We start from the raw sequence: 16,950 nt of genomic DNA, 5'->3' as shown, positions 1-16,950 counted from the left end.
CTACCGGAAGGCCGCTTCCAGGGCCTTGACCCCGACCTTGGGGTCGAGCAGCCCGTGGTAGATCGGCGGGATCGCCTTGTCGACGGCGAACAGCGTGTAGACGGCGTGCATCGCGCCGTGCACCGAGTACTCGACGGTGAACACGACGTCCTCGGGCAGGGACGTGAACTGTCCGAGGAACGCGAAGTTCTGCGCCCCGTCGGGGACCACCTTCGGGCGATCCTCCGGGACGCGGCGGCTGAACAGGGCTGACGCGTACGGCATCATCACCGTCGTCACATCGGTGGTGGCCAGCACCTCGTCGAGCATGTCCTCGAAGCCGTACTGGTGGATCAGTTCGGTGAGGATCTCCGTGCCGGTGGCCTCCGACATCTTCTTCTTGACGTAATCGCCCTCGTTGTCGATCTCGAAGCCGTACCCCCACAGGGTGTAGATGTTCTCGGGTTGCTGCGCAAAGTGCGGTTGGTAGGCGATCACGGTCGACAGGTGCCAACCCGACTCGAACCACGTGGTCAGCGCGCCGGTCCCGGGTTCGTTGCCCGTGTAGTCGGTGATGCGGCGGAGCAGTCTGTCGCCGCGCATGGTGAGGGTGAACGACTCCCACTTGTTCTCGTCGACGTTGCCGTAGAAGGTGTTGGGGCGGCCGAAGTCGGATGCCTTCTTCGCGACCTCTTCCCACAGCGACCAGCTGCGGTCGACGCGGTCACGGATCAGTGCGGGTACGTCGTCGTTGCCCCCGTAGGTGGTGTCGGCCGTGATCGACCCGAGAGTGGCGAACATGTAGTCGTTCTCGCCCAGTTCGATGGCCGACGGGCCGCTCGCATCCTCGATGTGCAGCCGGGTCGCGCGGCGGGGCTGTCCGGCCTGGGCGAAGTCGATGTCGACCACCCGCGTCGCGAAACGGACGTCGACACCCTGGGTCCACATCCAGCGTTGCAGCGGGACGACCATCGAGTCGTACTGGTTGTAGACCGTGCGCCGGACGCCGGAGAGTGTGTGGATGCGGGGGAACTCCTGGACGAAGCGCAGGAAGTAGCGGCGCAGTTCGGCAGCGGAATGCCACTTCTGGAACGCGAACGTGGTGCGCCACATCTGCCAGAAGTTGGTGGTGAAGAAGTGATCACCGAACATCTCGTCGATGCGGCGGGCGCCGAGGGCCCGTTCGGGCAGGCCGAGCAGCCGCATCATCTCGAGCCGATCCCTGTTGTCGAGCCCCAGTTGCGACGCGTCGATGATGTTGTGCCGCGAATCGATCAGGCGCGCTTTGTCGTCGGTCCGGACCTTGTCGTTGAAGTCGCGGATCTCCTGCCGGACGCTGATGTCGGGGTTCTCGAGCGACGGGATCGACTCGAACAGATTCCACGTGCACCGGTACGCCTCCTCCTCGAGCATGCGTCCGCCGCGCGTGACCCAGCCGTCGGTGACGGCGGGGGATCGGGCACCGTCGAGCGAGCCGCCTTCGATGTCGAGTTGTTCGAGAATGTGGACGTTCTCGCCGGGGACTCCGGCGTCCCGGATCGCGAACGCTGCAGCCGCCATTCCGGCGATGCCGCCGCCGACGATCCAGATGTGGGCCGCTTTCGGGTCGACGCTCATGGGTTCCTCCCGCCGCGGCACGCCCGGTGGCACTCGTCCCGACCACGCCGGTGCCGCTCGGTGCGGCGTCGAGGGGAGCCACGACCAGTGTCGGCCGGGTCGTTCACGCCCGTCAACCGGTGGGCGAGGGCGGCGAGGCGAGTATCGCTGTCCGGCAATTGATTTGCCTGCATGGCCTGGATCGTGCGGAAATGGTGGTCCCCGATCCGTCAGGAGGTCCCGGTGCCGGAGCCGATCGTGTCGTCCGAGTTGGTCTCGGAGTGTTCGAGCTGTTTCGGTCTGTGCTGTGTCGCGCTACCGTTCGCCGCGTCGACCGACTTCGCCGTGGACAAGCCTGGGGGTGTGCCGTGCCGCAATCTGCTGGCCGATTCCCGGTGCGGGATCCACCCGCAGTTGCGGGACAAGGGTTTCACCGGATGCACCGTGTACGACTGCTTCGGCGCCGGCCAGCGGGTCTCGCAGGTGACGTTCGGCGGCACGAGTTGGCGCGAGGACCCGGACGTGGCGCGCGAGATGTTCGACGTGTTCCCGGTGATGCGGCAGCTCCACGAATTGCTGTGGTACCTGGACGAGTCGCTGCGGCTGCGTGTCGCGGAGCGGCTGCGTCCCGCGCTGGCGGCGTTGCGGGCCGAGACCGAGACCCTCACCGAGCAGTCGGCGGACGTGCTCACGGACCTCGACGTGGGCGCGCAGCGTGATGCAGTGAACGTGCTGCTCCTGCAGGTGAGCGAGTTGGTTCGGGCGCAGGCCCCGCGCCGTGGCCGGAATGGTCGCGGCGCCGATCTGGTGGGGGCGAAACTGGCGGGGAAGGATCTGCGCGGCGCGAACCTGCGGGGTGCGTGGCTGATCGGTGCGGACCTGCGAAGGGCGGATCTCCGGTGGGCCGACCTCATCGGTGCGGATCTGCGCGGCGCGGACGTCGGCGGGGCGGACATGTCCGGCGCGCTCTTCCTGACCCAGTTCCAGGTCAACGCGGCGCGTGGCGACGCGCGGACGGCACTGCCGGACGCGTTGTCGCGTCCGTCGCACTGGGGGTAGCTCAGCCGGCCTGTTCGAGGGTGCGCCCGCGGGTCTCGGTGACGAACCTGGTCACCACGAAGATGGAGACGACGGCCATCACCGCGTATCCGCCGTAGGTGAGCGACAGGTTCCAGTCCGCGAGCGACGGGAACGTGGCGGACACCAGGAAGTTGGCGACCCAGTTGGACGCGGTGGCGATTCCCACCGCGGCAGCGCGGACCCGGTTGGGGAACAGTTCGCTGATGAGCACCCACACGACCGGCCCCCACGACAGCGCGAAGAAGAAGACGAAGGCGTTGGCCGCGATCAGGGCGACGGTGCCGGAGGCGCCCTCGAGCGTGGCGACCGACTCGCCGATCTCGTTCGTCGTCACTGTTGCCGAATGGAAACAAATGGCAGCGGTGGCGAGGGACACCGCCATGCCCACCGACCCGATCAACAACAGGGGTTTGCGGCCGATGCGATCGATCACCGCGATCGCGACGAACGTGCCGATGATGTTGACGAGCGCGCTGACGACGCTGATCAGCAGCGAGCGGTCCTCGCCGAAGCCGACGGCCTGCCACAGCGTGCTCGAGTAGTAGAAGATCACGTTGATGCCCACGAACTGCTGGAGCGCAGCGAGCGCGATCCCCACCCACACCAGCGCCGAGACACCGGTGCTCTTGGCGAAGAGGGCCCGCACGCCCACCCGCGAACGCTCGGCTCCCAGAGAGGTCCGAATCTCCTCGATCCGGTGGCCGACGGCCTCCGCGTCCCCGCCCTCGAGTTCGCCGATGACCTTGCGTGCGGCGTCCTCCCGCCCGCAGCGGACGAGGTGTCGGGGCGACTCGGGGATCGTGAACGTCATGACGAGATAGAGCAGCGCGGGGATCGCTTCGATCGCGAGCATCCACTGCCACGCCTCGATGCCGAGGAGCACTCCGCGGCCACCGCCGGCGGCCTGGGAGATCGCGTAGTTGACGAGTTGGGAGACGGCGATGCCGAGCACGATCGCCAACTGGTACATCGAACCCAGGCGTCCCCGGATCGCGGCCGGGGCGATCTCCGCGATGTAGGCAGGTGCGATCACCGAAGCGAAACCGACTGCTACGCCGCCGAGTACGCGCCACAGCGTGAGGTCGACGATTCCGAACGGGAACGCCGAACCCAGGGCGCCGACGACGAACAACGCCGCCGCGATCTGCATGACGCGGATGCGGCCGAGGCGGTCGGCGATGGTGCCGGCGACCCAGGCGCCGAGCGCGGCCCCCAACAGGGTCAACGACACTGACAGCCCGGTCGCACCGGCCCCGATGTCGTAACGGTCGCGAATCGCGTTCACAGCACCGTTGATGACGGCGGTGTCGTAGCCGAACAGGAAGCCGCCGAGCGCGGCGGCCGCCGAGAAGAGCACGGCCAGCCCGACGGCCGCGTGAGCGGCCGGGGGCTGGCCTGTGGTGTCGAGGTTCGACATAGCTCGCCTCCCGCCGAAAGGAATGGTTCAGACGGGACGCTACGCCGAATTCGGTTGTCGCGGGGATCAACCGGACCGGGCGCTACGGCAGGTCGTCAGCCGACCTTCTCGGCGGCCTCGGACAGCTGCGGGGTGATCTTGTCGATGACCCACGGCGTCGCCAGGACGCCGGTGCGGCTCAGGCCGGCGACGACCTGGGTGTCGGACAGCGCGACGGCGCTGCCGCGCTGGACGGCCTTCAGCGAGCTGAAGCCGGGGTTCGCTGCGGCCTCGCTCTGATCGGAGACGAACGCGATGACGACATCGGCGTCGACCTCGTTGATGCGTTCGGCGGAGATGCTCGCGAAGAAGCTGTCGGGATCGCTGTCGGCGGCGATCTTCTCGACGCCGGGCGAGTTCACGAAACCGAGCTCGGTGAGGACCTGGACGCGCGGATCGGTCGGCTTGTAGACGTTGACCTGACCGTTGGTGGTGTCGAGATTGATCACCGAGAGGGTCTTGCCGGCGAACTCGGGATGCGCGGCCGCGGTGTCGGCGAGCATCTTGTCCATGCCGTCGATGAGGTCGGCGGCCTCGCCGGACTTGCCCATCGCCCGACCGACGATGGTGGTCTGGTCCTGCCACGTGGTCTGCCACGCCTTGCCGGGGTAGGCGACGGTGGGAGCGAGTGCGGACAGCTGACCGTACGTGGCCTGGTCGAAGCCCTCGTACGGCGCCAGGATCGCGTCCGGTCCCAGCGTGGCGATCGCCTCGATCGGCGTCGACGAGGTGGTGTCGAGGAGCGTGGTCCTGCTCGCGTCGAACTTGTCGGCCAGCCACGGCATGACACCGTTCTCGTCGGCGCCGTAGGAGTTCTTCGGCATACCGACCGGGGTGCCGCCGAGCGCGTACACGATGTCCTCGGCGTTCCAGCCGAGGGTGACGATCCGCTCGGGGGCCGCATCGATGGTGGTGGAGCCGAAGGTGTTCGCGATCGTGACGGGGAAGGCCCCGTCGGATGCCGCGTCGGCCGAGGTCGAATCGTCGCTGGACGAGCAGCCGGCGACGAGTGCGGTCGCGCTCAGCGCGGCGATGGTGGCGGCGATCCGACGCCGCTTGGTGAACGCGAACACCTGCAGACTCCTTCGTTGGGGTGAAGGGAAGCCTAACCTAGTGTGTGACGGCGCGAAGGGCGCGCCCCCGAAGCGGGAGCACGCCCTTCACGTGTGGGTGGGTCAGACGCTCGCAACGCCCTCGGCCAGGAACGTCTTGCCGTTCACGGCCTCCGACGTGCCGGTGCGGTCCAGGTACGGCGTGATGCCGCCGTTCCAGAAGCCGAAGCCGCCGCCGAGAATCAGGCACAGGTCGATGTCCTCGGGAGCGGCGACGACGCCCTCCTCGAGCATGATCGCGATCTCCTCGGCGAAGGCGCGGCGGGTGCGCTCGAGCACCTCCTCCGACGTCGACGGGTTGTCGCCCTGCTGCCACAGCGCGGCAACCTCGGGATCGACGACCTGACCCTTGTCGGTCCAGGTCCACACACCGGGCTTGCGCGCCTCGACGATCGCCTCGAGACCGGGCGACGGCTTGAACCGCTCCGGGTAGGCGGCGTTCAGCGTTTCGCCGGTGTGCAGCGCGATGGCCGGCCCGACGAGCGCGAGCAGCGTGAACGGCGTCATCGGCATGCCGAGTTCGGCGATCGCGTTGTCGGCCACGTCGAACGGCGTGCCCTCGTCGACCGCGTTCATGACCTCGCCGAGCGCGCGGATGAGCAGGCGGTTGAACACGAAGCCGGGCAGGTCGGCGGAGCCGACGGCCGACTTCTTGAGCGCCTTCGCGGTAGCGAACGCCGTTGCCAGAGTGGCGTCGTCGGTCTTCTCGCCCTTGATGACCTCGAGGAGCGGGAGCACGGCGACCGGGTTGAAGAAGTGGAAGCCCACGACCCGCTCGGGGTGCTTCAGGTCCGCGGCCATCTCGGTGATCGACAGCGACGAGGTGTTGGTCGCCAGCACGGTTTCGGGGGAGATGTGCTCCTCGAGCTCGGCGAAGACCTTCTTCTTGACGTCCATGTTCTCGAAGACGGCCTCGATGACGAAGTCGGTGTTCGCGAACGCGGCCTTGTCGAGCGAGCCGGTGACCAGGGCCTTGAGTCGGTTCGCGCCGTCCGGCGACAGGCGGCCCTTGGCGAGCAGCTTGTCGATCTCGCCGTGCACGTAGCCGACGCCCTTGTCGATGCGCTCCTGGTCGATGTCGGTGAGGATGACCGGCACCTTGAGCTGCTTGACGAACAACATCGCCAGCTGGCTCGCCATGAGGCCGGCGCCGACGATGCCGACACCGGAGATCTTGCGCGCCAACGACTTGTCCGGCGCTCCGGCCGGGCGCTTCGCGCGGCGGTTCACCAGATCGAAGGCGTACAGTCCGGCGCGCAGCTCGTCGGTCATGAGCAGATCGGCCAGCGCGTCGTCCTCGGCCGCGAAACCGGCGTCGAGCGACTTCGCGTCGGTGAGGTCGGTGGTGCGGGCCAGCTCGAGCAGCTCGACCGTGCGCACCGCGCCCGGCGCGTTGTTCTTGGTCTTGCCCTCGACGATCGCCTTGGCGCGAGCGATGGCCTCGTCCCACCCCGCGCCGCGGTCGATCTCCGGGCGAGCCGGGGTGATGTCGCCGGCGAGGACCTTCGCTGCCCAGGCCAGCGACTGCTCGATGAAGTCGGCGGAGCCGAGCACGACGTCGGCGATGCCGAGGTCGAGCGCCTTCTTCGAGTTGATGACCTTGCCGTTGTTGAGCGGGTTCTCGATCGCGACGGTGACGGCGCCCGCCGGCCCGATCAGGTTGGGCAGCAACTGGGTTCCGCCCCAGCCGGGGACCAGGCCCAGCATGGCCTCGGGCAGCCCGAGCGCGCCGACGTTGTCGGCGAAGGTGCGGTAGTGGCAGTGCAGCCCGACCTCGAGGCCGCCGCCGAGGGCGACGCCGTTCACGAACGCGAACGTCGGCACCTCGGACTCACGCAGGCGGCGGAACACCTTGTGTCCCAGGCGACCGAGCTCGAGGCCCTGCTCGCGGGTGGTGATGGACGGGACGCCCTTGAGGTCGGCGCCGGCCGCGAAGATGAACGGCTTGCCGGTGACGGCGATCGCGGCGGGATCGGCCTCGAAGGCCTCGCCCAGTGCCTTGTCGAACGCCAGCAGTCCGCGCGGACCGAAGGAGTTCGGCTTGGTGTGGTCGAAGCCGTTGTCGAGGGTGATCAGCGCGACCGGGCCGTCGATGCCCGGGACCGAGATCAGTTTGGTGTAGGCATTGGTGACGACCTCGTCGGCGAATGCGGTTGCGATGTCGGTCATTTACTTGGCTCCCGGCTCTTGGATCGACGCAGCGTAGTCGGCATGGTTGGGGTTCTCCCAGATGACGGTGCCGCCCATACCGAGGCCGATGCACATCGTGGTCAGGCCGTAGCGGACGCCCGGGTTCTGCGCGAACTGGCGCGAGAGCTGGGTCATCAGACGCACGCCGGACGACGCGAGCGGGTGGCCGCACGCGATGGCGCCGCCCCACTGGTTGACGCGGGGGTCGTCGTCGGCGATGCCGAAGTGCTCGAGGAACGCGAGCACCTGCACGGCGAACGCCTCGTTGATCTCGAACAGCCCGATGTCCTCGATCTTCAGACCCGTCCGGGCCAGCAGCTTCTCGGTGGCAGGCACGGGACCGATGCCCATGACCGCGGGATCGACACCCTGGAAGGCGAAGCCGACCATGCGCATGCCGACCGGCAGCCCCAGCTCCGTCGCGGTGTCCTCGCCGGCGAGGATCGCGGCGGTGGCACCGTCGTTGAGACCCGCGGCGTTACCGGCGGTGATGCGTCCGGCCGGACGGAACGGGGTCTTGAGCTTGGCGAGGTCCTCGAGCGTGGTGCCGGGACGCGGCGGCTCGTCCTCGGTGGCCAGGCCCCAGCCCGCCCCCGAGCGGGTCGCAACCGGCACGAGGGTGTCGCCGATGTGCCCGGCCTTCTTGGCGGCCTCGTACTTGTTCTGCGACGCGACGGCGTAGGCGTCGGTGCGCTCCTTGGTGATCGACGGGAACCGGTCGTGCAGGTTCTCGGCGGTGTTGCCCATCACGAGCGCGCTCGGGTCGACCAGGCGGTCGGCGAGGAAGCGCGGGTTGGGGTCGGCGCCCTCGCCCATCGGGTGGCGGCCCATGTGCTCGACACCGCCGGCGATGACGACGTCGTACTGACCGAAGCCGATGCCGGACGCGGTGGTGGTCACCGCGGTCATGGCGCCGGCACACATGCGGTCGATCGCGAAACCGGGGACCGTCTCGGGCAGGCCCGCGAGGATCGCGGACGTGCGGCCGATGGTCAGGCCCTGGTCGCCGGTCTGCGTGGTCGCGGCGATCGCGACCTCGTCGACCCGGGCGGGATCGAGCTGGGGGTTGCGGCGCAGTAGTTCGCGGATGGCCTTGACGACCAGGTCGTCGGCGCGGGTCTCGGCGTAGATGCCCTTCGGTCCGGCCTTGCCGAACGGCGTGCGGATGCCGTCGACGAAGACGACGTTTCTGGAGTTAGCGGAAGCAGCCACGCTGGATTCCTCCTGGCGGGAACGATGCGGTCACGCGGGTGCGATGACCCGACACGCACCACTGTAGCGCTAATTACCCGCCAGTAACATGTGGGGCGTCCAACCGCTCGTCTCGCCTGGTCAGGCCTTTGCGCGGATGGCCTCGACCAGGATCGGCACCAGCAGATCACGTTGCCACGGGCGTGCTCCGGCCGCGGCGAGAGCGGCGTCCACGGCGGCTGCCGCGTCGGTGTCGGACGTCGACGGCGTGGCGGGCGGTTCCCAGCAGACCCGACGCACGAGATCCGGGCTCAGCAGGTTCTCGACGGGTACGTGCACCCGCTCGCTCAGCTCCGAGATCCCAGCCTTCGCCGCGGCCAGTCGCGCCGCCGCGTCGGGATCGCGCTTGGCCCAGCGGCTCGGTGGCGGAGGGCCGGTGAACGGCTGGTTGACCGGCGGAAGCTCGCTCTGGGGCAGCATCCGCGCGCGCTCGAGTGCCCCGAGCCAGATCCGCGACGACCTCCGCTGACGCGGACCGCCGAACACGGGGAGTGCCCGCAGGGTGTCGATGCTCTTGGGATCGGCGCTCGCGGCCGTGACGATCGCCGAGTCCGGCAGGATCCGGCTGGGCGAGATGTCGCGCTTGCGGGCGATCTCGTCGCGGGTGGTCCACAGTTCCCGGACCGCGGCGAGCTGGCGCGGACTCTTGAGACTGTGGATCTGCGAGGTCCGGCGCCAGCGGTCCGGCTTGGGCTGCGGTGGCCCAGCCAGCCGAACGTGCTCGAATTCCTGTGCGGCCCAGTCCGTCTTGTCCTGCTCGGCGAGCTCCTTCGCCATCGCTTCGCGCAGTTCCAGGAGCACCTCGACATCGAGGGCGGCGTAGTTGAGCCACGCGTCCGGGAGCGGCCTGGTGGACCAGTCGGCGGCGCCGTGGCCCTTGCGCAACTCCAGTCCGAGCGTGCGCTCGACGATCGCGGCCAACCCGACGCGCTCGAACCCGGCGAGGCGTCCGGCCAGTTCGGTGTCGAACAGTGCGGCCGGCTCCAGGCCCAACTCGGCCAGGCACGGCAGATCCTGGTCGGCGGAATGCAGGACCCATTCGAGGCCGTTGATCGCGTCGCGGAGCGGTTCGAGATCGCCCGCGGTCGGAATCGGGTCGAGCAGGAACGAGCCGGCGCCCGCGCGGCGGAGCTGGACGAGGTAGGCGCGCGACGAGTAGCGGAAACCGGAGGCGCGCTCGGCGTCGACCGCCAACGGTCCCGTTCCGGCCGCGAGTCTTTCGGCGGCGTCGCGCACGCCCGCGGCGGTCTCGATCACCGGTGGCACACCGTCGGCCGGAACCAGGAGTGGCACGGGGGTGGTGGGCTCGGTGCTGTCTGGCATAGGCCAGAACTCTACGTGGGCAGAAACGATTTCCACGTCGGCGGACGCGTGTCCGTCCGTATTTCGCCGAAAAGCTGGACATGTGACCAAGAACACTGTCGTGGCGTGATTGCGCCGGTGGGCGCACCCTCGACGGCCGGGGGCTTCGGCCGGAATGCCGGAATGCTCCGCGGCAGAGCGGGTCATGAGGTAGAACAAGTTTCAGTTTTGCCGGTCCCGTTCGTGGGCAGCGCCGGCAGGGCGGGACACCAATCGAGAGGTAGTTCGATGGTCAACCTTGCGGCCGCCGTCGCTCCTGTCGGCGAGATGCCGGTCGGCTCGATGGTCGAGCTACCCGGGCGGGGCAGCACCTACGTGATCGACACGGGCGCCACCGAGCGCAATGCCGACAAGCCGACGCTCGTGCTCCTGCACGCACTCGCGTGCACCGGAACCCTGACCTGGTACCCGGCGATCGCCCGGCTCGCCGAGAAGACGCGGGTCGTGGTGCTCGATCAGCGCTGGCACGGGCGTGGCATCCGGTCGGAGCGGTTCACCCTCGAGGATTGCGCCGACGACGTAGCGGCCCTGGCCGATGTGCTCGGCCTCGACCGGGTCGTTCCCGTCGGGTACTCGATGGGCTCGCTGGTGTCGCAGCTCATGTGGAAGCGGCACCGCGATCGCGTCGCCGGCCTGGTGCTGTGCGCCGGTGCCGCGCACTTCAAGCGCAACTCCCGCGAGCGGGTCGCGCTCGAGTCCCTCAGCTACGGGCTGGGCGCCCTCAAGCCGCGCCCCGGCCCGGTGCCGGTCGGTGGACCGCGGTTCGGCGGCGACCGGGTGTGGGCGTACGCCCAGTTCCGGGAGACGAGCTACGGCGCTATCGGCCGCGCGACTGCGGAGATCGGCAAGTTCGATTCGACGGCCTGGGTGGGCGACATCGACGTCCCGACCGCCGTCGTGGTGCCCACGAAGGACCTCATCATCCCGCCGCGACGCCAGCGCTGGCTCGCGCGCCAGATCGCCGGCGCCGCGACATACGAGGTGGACTGCGGTCATTCGTCGTGCGTCATGAATGCGGATCCGTTCACCGAGGGGCTGCTGGCTGCTTCTTCTTCGGTGCTTGCGCGCGTGCAGCGCTGACCAACTCGGCGAGGGCCTCGGGGAACGCGTCCGCGAGGTCCCACAGCCGGGGCGCGAGCTCCTTGCACGAGACGAGACCCACGTCGAGCCGGCCCTCGAGCGACATCACGGTGATGTTGAGACCGGCACCGTGGAAGACCGGCCCGAGTGGATACATCTGCGTGATGCGGGCGCCCAGGAAGTAGAGCGGCATCGGCGGTCCGGGGACGTTCGAGACGACCAGGTTGTGCACCACCGGGTGCCGCTCGGCCAGCTTCAGCTTGGAGTACACGCGCATCGCGCTGCCGAACGTGGCCGGTGCCGCGAACTGCGCCCAGTCCTGCAGGAGCGTCGCGCCCAGTGATTCGGCGTGATGGTTCTTGTTGATCGCGTTGTGCTCGGCGATGAAGTGCAACCGCTCGATCGGGTCGGCGATCTCCGTGCCGAGTTGGGTGAACATCACCGAGATCTGGTTGGTGCCGGGACGATCCGACTTGTCGTGCACCGAGACCGGCACCGTCGCTACCAGCGAGCTGTCGGGGATTTCGTTGCGGTCCTCGAGGTACTTGCGGAGGGCACCCGCGCACAGGGTCAGAACGACGTCGTTGACCTTCACACCGAAGGCGTTCTTCACGAGCTTGACGTCGTCGAGGCTCAGTTCCTTGTAGGCGAGCGTCCGGCGGCCGGTGATCGCGCCGTTGAACGAGGTACGCGGCGCCGTGAACGGCGTCGGCATCGCCTCTCCCTTGCGGGCCCGGCCGATCCATCGCGGCAGCAACGTGACGCTCTCCGGTAGCAGCTTGACCATCTTGAGGGGGCGGGACGCGAACGACATCAGGCCGCCGACGGCGATATCGAGCGAACTCGCGCGGCCGGCGCCCTCGGGGAGCTGGTCGAAGTCCGGCCGGGGCGCGTCGGGTTCGAGCCCGCACAGCTGAGACATGAGATTGGAGCCGGTCACGCCGTCGACATTCGCGTGATGCATCTTCGACATGACCGCCACGGAGCCGTCCTCGAGGCCCTCGATGACGAACATCTCCCACAGCGGCCGCGAGCGGTCCATCGGCTGGCTGGCGATCGAACTGCACAGTTCGGACAGCTCGTCGCGTCCGCCGGGTGCCGGCACCGCGATTCGGTGGAAGTGCCGGTCGATGTCGAAGTCCGTGTCGTCGACCCACACCGGGTGATCCAGGTTGAAGCGGCTGTCCGCGAGCCGACGCTTGAAGCTGGGCATGGCTTTGACGCGAATCGCGAGTTCGTCGCGCAGTTTCGCGAAAGAATAGCCACCCGGAACCGTGGACCCGTCGAGGATGATCAGGCCGCACACGTGGAGCATCTGTGTCGGGGTTTCGAGGTAGAGGAAGCTGGCGTCCATTCCACTGAGTCTCTCCATGCAGTTAACGGTAGAACCTGTTCCAGTTTCCCGGGTGCGTTGTGACAAAGGTCATGGTTGAATGGCTTTATGTGGATCAGTAACCGGTTCCTGTTACGACAATTGGCAACTGCGGGCCTGGCAATAAATGCCCTTCGTCCGGTTCCCGGAATGCCGCTGTCGGTGCCGACCTTCCTGGCCGGCTGGCTCACCGCAGAGCTTGCTCCGCAGTTGCTCGCGGCCACGGCAGTCGACGCCGGGGTGCACGTCGCGCGCCACGGCGTGCGAGGCAAGGGCGACGCCGCCGGGGTCGCCGTCGCCGGGCTGTCCGTTGCCGGCCTCGCGGCGGTGATCGCCGCCGGACGGGGCGCACGTATGGAGGTCGAGGCCGCGCTCACGTCGGAGCTGGGACGCGACTACCGGGCCCTCGCCGGGGAATCGGCACCGGTCGTCGGGATGCCGTGGCGGCAGTTGGCGTTGCCGTTCCGGATGCGGCGCAAGGACGTCGTGCGGGTGCGCAACCTGGCGTACGCGCCGGGCGGCCGTCGGTTCCGGATCGACGTCTACCACCGCCGCGACACCCCGCAGGACGCCCCGGTCCTGCTTCAGGTGCACGGTGGTGGGTGGGTGATCGGGAGCAAGGATCATCAGGGCATCCCGCTCATGCTCGAGATGGCCTCACGCGGTTGGGTGTGCGCGGCGATCAACTATCCGCTCTCCCCGAGGGCGGTGTGGCCCGCGCACCTGATCGCGGTCAAGCAGTCGGTGGCGTGGTTGCGGGACAACGTCGCCGGCTACGGCGGCGATCCCGGCTTCGTCGCGGTCACGGGAGGCTCCGCGGGCGGGCACCTGGCGGCGATGCTGGCGTTGACCGCGAACGACCCGGGCCTGCAACCGGGCTTCGAGGACGCCGACACGTCGATCCAGGCGTGCGCCCCGCACTACGGCGTCTACGACTTCACCGGCGAGACCGGGATCAAGGCGACGCGCCAGCGTGTCGAGTCCGGACTCATGTCGATGGTCCTCGGCAAGAAGGCGCGCTTCCCCGAGGACTACGAGGCCGCGTCACCGCTCAACCACCTGCGCCGGGACGCGCCGCCGTTCTTCGTCGTGCACGGCACCAGCGATTCGTTCATCCCGGTCGGCGAGGCGCGGGAGTTCGTGCGCCGGCTGCGCGAGGTGTCGGACAACCCCGTTGCCTACGCGGAACTGAAAGGTGCGCAGCACGCGTTCGATATCTTCCCGTCGATCCGCAGTGCCGCCGTCGTGCAGGGTGTCGCCGACTTCCTGGGCTGGGCGCGGGCGTCGCAGCGAGGCGAGGACGCGCACGGGCGCGAGGACGTGGGTTAACGACTCCGCTTGCCGAGCTTGGTGACTCCGGCGGGCGGCAGGCCCGCGGCATAGGAGAGGACGTCGCAGAACGCCTCGACGTGGGAGGCCAGCTCCGTCGATGTCGCCGTCCAGGACGCCCGCAACTCCAACTGGTGTGCCCGGGGTGGGCCGGCGATGTCGCCGTAGCGCACCGAACTGGTCGCGGTCACCGTGCCGCCGAGAGCGACGATCTCGTCGGCCTTCTCGTCGAGCGCGTCGACCAGCCAACTCCATGCGACTTCGGGGAGCAGCGGATCGGCGGCGAGCGCGGGCTCGACGTCGGCCTGGATGTAGGCGACGAGCCGCATCGTCCCGTTCCACGCCTCGTCACCGTCCGGGTCGTGCAGCAGGATCAGCCTGCCGAAGGCGTCCCCCTCCGAGAACACTTCGTGCTCGCCGGTCGCGTCGCCGTCGTCGTGCCGCACCTCGGCGCCGATCGCGTAGCTGTACGGCGCGAGCCGCTGCGGGGGCCGGATCGGACCGACCTCGATTTCCGGGCGAACCACAGCCGAGTTCATCGCGTCGACGGCGGCGCGGAACTGGGCGGGTTCGTTGGGTAATCCCGGGGTCGTCACACCAGCGGACGTTAGACGGCTCACCTGGTGGCGCGGTGGAGGCGCGCCGATTCTGCCCCGGCGCCGGGTCATGGCAGCATGGACCCCGATGAGCGGCTTGGAAGATACGAATGCAGGGATGACCGGGCGCGCCGAGTACCCCGCCAGGCGGGTTCTCGACGACGCACCGTTGTTGGCGGCGGCCACGGGCCGTCCGGTGAAGCATCGACCCGTGTGGTTCATGCGTCAGGCCGGACGCTCGTTGCCCGAGTACCGGGAGATCCGGGCGGGAATCGGGATGCTCGAGTCCTGCTTCGATCCGGAGTTGGTCTGCGAGATCACCATGCAGCCCGTTCGCCGGCACAAGGTCGACGCGGCGATCCTGTTCTCCGACATCGTGGTTCCGCTCAAGGCGGCCGGTATCGACCTCGACATCAAGGCCGGCATCGGTCCCGTCGTGGAGAACCCGGTGCGGACGGTCGCCGATGTCGCCGCCCTGCCGCGGTTGGTGCCCGACGAGGTCGGCGCGGTCGCGCAGGCCGTCCGGCTGCTCACTGCCGAGCTGGGCGAGACGGCGCTGATCGGTTTCGCCGGAGCGCCGTTCACGCTTGCGTCGTACCTCGTCGAGGGCGGCCCGAGCCGCAATCACGAGCGCACCAAGGCGCTCATGCACGCCGACGCCAAGACGTGGCACGCGTTGCTCGGGCGCATCACCGACATCACGATCGCGTTCCTGCAGGCGCAGCTGCACGCCGGCGTCGATGCGGTCCAGCTGTTCGATTCGTGGGCGGGCGCACTGTCGCTGGCCGAGTACCGCGAATTCGTGCTGCCGCACTCCGAGCGCGTGTTCGCCGAGGTCGAGTCCGCGCACGTGCCGCGTATCCACTTCGGTGTCGGCACGGGCGAGCTGCTCGGTGCGATGGGAGAGGCCGGCGCCGACGTCGTCGGTGTCGACTGGCGCATCCCGCTCGACGTGGCCGCCCGCCGCGTCGGTCCGGGCAAGGCCCTGCAGGGCAATCTGGATCCGGCCGTGCTGTTCGCCGGCTGGGACGCGACCGAGAAGGAAGTTCGGCGCATCTGCCGCGAGGCGGACGCCGCCCTCGCCGCCGGGGCAACCGGGCACATCTTCAACCTCGGACACGGGGTTCTGCCGGACACCGATCCGGCCATCCTGACCGACGTCGTGGAGCTGGTGCATTCGCTGTGACCGGTAGGCGAGTCTCGGTCGCTGTCGTCGGTGGCGGCGTCACCGGGCTCGTCGCCGCATTTCGGTTGCGTCAGCAGCTGGGCGCCGACGCCGAGATCACCGTCGTGGAGGCGGGATCGCGGCTCGGCGGCAAGCTGCGGACGGTGCCCCTCGGTGACGGGCCCGTCGACGTCGGCGCGGAGGCGTTCATCGCGCGTCGTCCCGAGGTGGCCGAGTTGCTCGTCGAACTCGGCATCGAGGACCAGCTGGTCCATCCCGCCGGGCGGCAGCCGCTGATCTGGTCGGAGGGCGCGCTGCACCCGCTGCCCACGCGCACGCTCATGGGCATCCCGTCGACTGCACAGTCGGTCGAAGGGCTCGTGGATGCCGACACCCTCGCGCGCATCACGGCCGAGCCCACGGTCCCGTTCGACTGGGACGCGTCCGCCGATATCGACGTCGCGTCGCTGGTCGGCAGCCGGTTCGGCGAGCAGGTAGTCCGCCGGTCCGTGGACCCGCTACTCGGCGGGGTCTACTCGGGCCTGGCCGAATCGATCGGTGTGCGGGCTGCGCTGCCGGCGCTGGCAGCCGCTCTCGACGCCGGGGCGACGAGCCTCACCGCCGCCGTCACGGCGGCGCTGCCGACACCGTCACCCGGACCGGTGTTCGGCACCCTGCGCGACGGCTACGGCACCCTGCTCGACGCGCTGCGCGCCGCGGCCCGGCCGCACACCATCCTGGACGCCGCGGCGACCGATCTGCGCCGGGCCGGCGACGGGTGGTGGCTCGACCCGATCGGGCACGTCGACGGCGTCCTGCTCGCTGCGCCCGCTCCCGACATGATTCGCCTGGTCGCGGCCGCGGCACCGCGGCTGGCCGCCGCTGCCTCCGGCATCGAACTCGCGTCCTCCGCGGTCGTCGCGCTCGCTCTGCCGAACGACGCCGGGGTTCCGGAGAACTCCGGCATCCTCGTCGCGACGGGGGAGTCGTTGGGCGCCAAGGCATTCACGCTGTCGAGCCGCAAGTGGCCGCACCTGGCCGACCGTGAGGTCACGCTGGTGCGGGCGTCGTACGGCAGATTCGGGGACGCCGCCGTCGTCGACAACAGCGATGAACAGCTGATCGCGAAGGCGCGCGCCGACCTCGAGACGGTGACCGGGGTGTCGACCGAACCGGTGGACGTGTTCGTCCAGCGCTGGCACGGTGGTCTGCCGCAGTACGCGCCCGGTCACCTCGAGCGGGTCGCGGCCATCGAGTCCGCCGCCGACGGTGTGGACGGGCTCGAGGTCGCGGGCGCCTACCTGCACGGGGTCGGGGTTCCGGCCTGCGTCGCGTCGGCAACGACGGCCGCGACACGGCTCGCGGCCCGAGTGGCAGTATGA

General features: G+C 69.2%; 13 protein-coding genes. 5 read left to right on the top strand and 8 right to left on the bottom strand.

From position 1 onward, the window contains the following. Positions 1-1,596 (bottom strand): oleate hydratase, encoded by a 1,596-nt coding sequence (locus ABEU20_RS20145; RefSeq protein ID WP_420166138.1) that lies wholly within the window; start codon positions 1,594-1,596, stop codon positions 1-3. A 222-nt stretch (positions 1,597-1,818) separates the two neighbouring features. Between ABEU20_RS20145 and ABEU20_RS20140 the strand changes: the two genes are divergently transcribed. Further along, positions 1,819-2,634 (top strand): pentapeptide repeat-containing protein, encoded by an 816-nt coding sequence (locus ABEU20_RS20140; protein WP_420166137.1) that lies wholly within the window; start codon positions 1,819-1,821, stop codon positions 2,632-2,634. Between the two features lies 1 nt (position 2,635). Here ABEU20_RS20140 and ABEU20_RS20135 read toward each other — a convergent pair whose 3' ends face one another. From ABEU20_RS20135 to ABEU20_RS20115, 5 genes are all read right to left on the bottom strand, one after another. Next, positions 2,636-4,072, bottom strand: coding sequence for a sugar porter family MFS transporter (locus tag ABEU20_RS20135; RefSeq protein WP_420166136.1), 1,437 nt, complete (start codon positions 4,070-4,072; stop codon positions 2,636-2,638). A gap of 95 nt (positions 4,073-4,167) precedes the next feature. Then, complete coding sequence (locus ABEU20_RS20130; protein WP_420166135.1) at positions 4,168-5,184, bottom strand: iron-siderophore ABC transporter substrate-binding protein; 1,017 nt, start codon at positions 5,182-5,184, stop codon at positions 4,168-4,170. Positions 5,185-5,286: 102 nt separating this feature from the next. After that, complete coding sequence (locus ABEU20_RS20125; protein ID WP_420166134.1) at positions 5,287-7,392, bottom strand: 3-hydroxyacyl-CoA dehydrogenase NAD-binding domain-containing protein; 2,106 nt, start codon at positions 7,390-7,392, stop codon at positions 5,287-5,289. Further along, positions 7,393-8,625, bottom strand: coding sequence for a thiolase family protein (locus tag ABEU20_RS20120; protein WP_420166133.1), 1,233 nt, complete (start codon positions 8,623-8,625; stop codon positions 7,393-7,395). It lies immediately after the preceding gene. Between the two features lie 120 nt (positions 8,626-8,745). Then, entirely contained in the window at positions 8,746-9,987 is a 1,242-nt protein-coding gene (locus ABEU20_RS20115; protein ID WP_420166132.1) for an HRDC domain-containing protein, read from the bottom strand. 267 nt (positions 9,988-10,254) lie between these two features. On the opposite strand from ABEU20_RS20115, the gene ABEU20_RS20110 reads away from it, so the two are divergent. Beyond that, positions 10,255-11,106 (top strand): alpha/beta fold hydrolase, encoded by an 852-nt coding sequence (locus ABEU20_RS20110; protein WP_420166131.1) that lies wholly within the window; start codon positions 10,255-10,257, stop codon positions 11,104-11,106. Here ABEU20_RS20110 and ABEU20_RS20105 read toward each other — a convergent pair. Beyond that, positions 11,051-12,478 (bottom strand): WS/DGAT/MGAT family O-acyltransferase, encoded by a 1,428-nt coding sequence (locus tag ABEU20_RS20105; RefSeq protein WP_420166130.1) that lies wholly within the window; start codon positions 12,476-12,478, stop codon positions 11,051-11,053. The genes ABEU20_RS20110 and ABEU20_RS20105 overlap by 56 nt on opposite strands. A 150-nt stretch (positions 12,479-12,628) precedes the next feature. Between ABEU20_RS20105 and ABEU20_RS20100 the strand changes: the two genes are divergently transcribed. Next, a complete protein-coding gene (locus tag ABEU20_RS20100) occupies positions 12,629-13,807 on the top strand; it encodes an alpha/beta hydrolase (protein ID WP_420166129.1) in 1,179 nt (392 codons plus the stop codon). Here the strand turns inward: ABEU20_RS20100 and ABEU20_RS20095 are convergent. Continuing rightward, complete coding sequence (locus ABEU20_RS20095; RefSeq protein ID WP_420166128.1) at positions 13,804-14,403, bottom strand: DUF3000 domain-containing protein; 600 nt, start codon at positions 14,401-14,403, stop codon at positions 13,804-13,806. The two genes, ABEU20_RS20100 and ABEU20_RS20095, sit on opposite strands and share 4 nt — an antisense overlap. A gap of 118 nt (positions 14,404-14,521) precedes the next feature. On the opposite strand from ABEU20_RS20095, the gene hemE reads away from it, so the two are divergent. Both hemE and ABEU20_RS20085 read left to right on the top strand, forming a co-directional pair. Continuing rightward, positions 14,522-15,589, top strand: a complete 1,068-nt coding sequence (gene hemE, locus ABEU20_RS20090; RefSeq protein WP_420166278.1) for a uroporphyrinogen decarboxylase — start codon at positions 14,522-14,524, stop codon at positions 15,587-15,589. Then, positions 15,586-16,950 carry a protoporphyrinogen oxidase gene (locus tag ABEU20_RS20085; RefSeq protein WP_420166127.1) on the top strand — a complete coding sequence of 455 codons (1,365 nt, stop codon included), beginning with the start codon at positions 15,586-15,588 and terminating at the stop codon, positions 16,948-16,950. Before hemE ends, ABEU20_RS20085 begins: the two co-directional genes overlap by 4 nt.

This window comes from Rhodococcus parequi (genome assembly GCF_046042785.1).
In the GTDB taxonomy this organism is placed as follows: Bacteria; Actinomycetota; Actinomycetes; order Mycobacteriales; family Mycobacteriaceae; genus Prescottella; species Prescottella parequi.
Note: the sequence above shows the minus strand (reverse complement) of the source record. Positions and strands in the feature narration are given on the sequence as shown.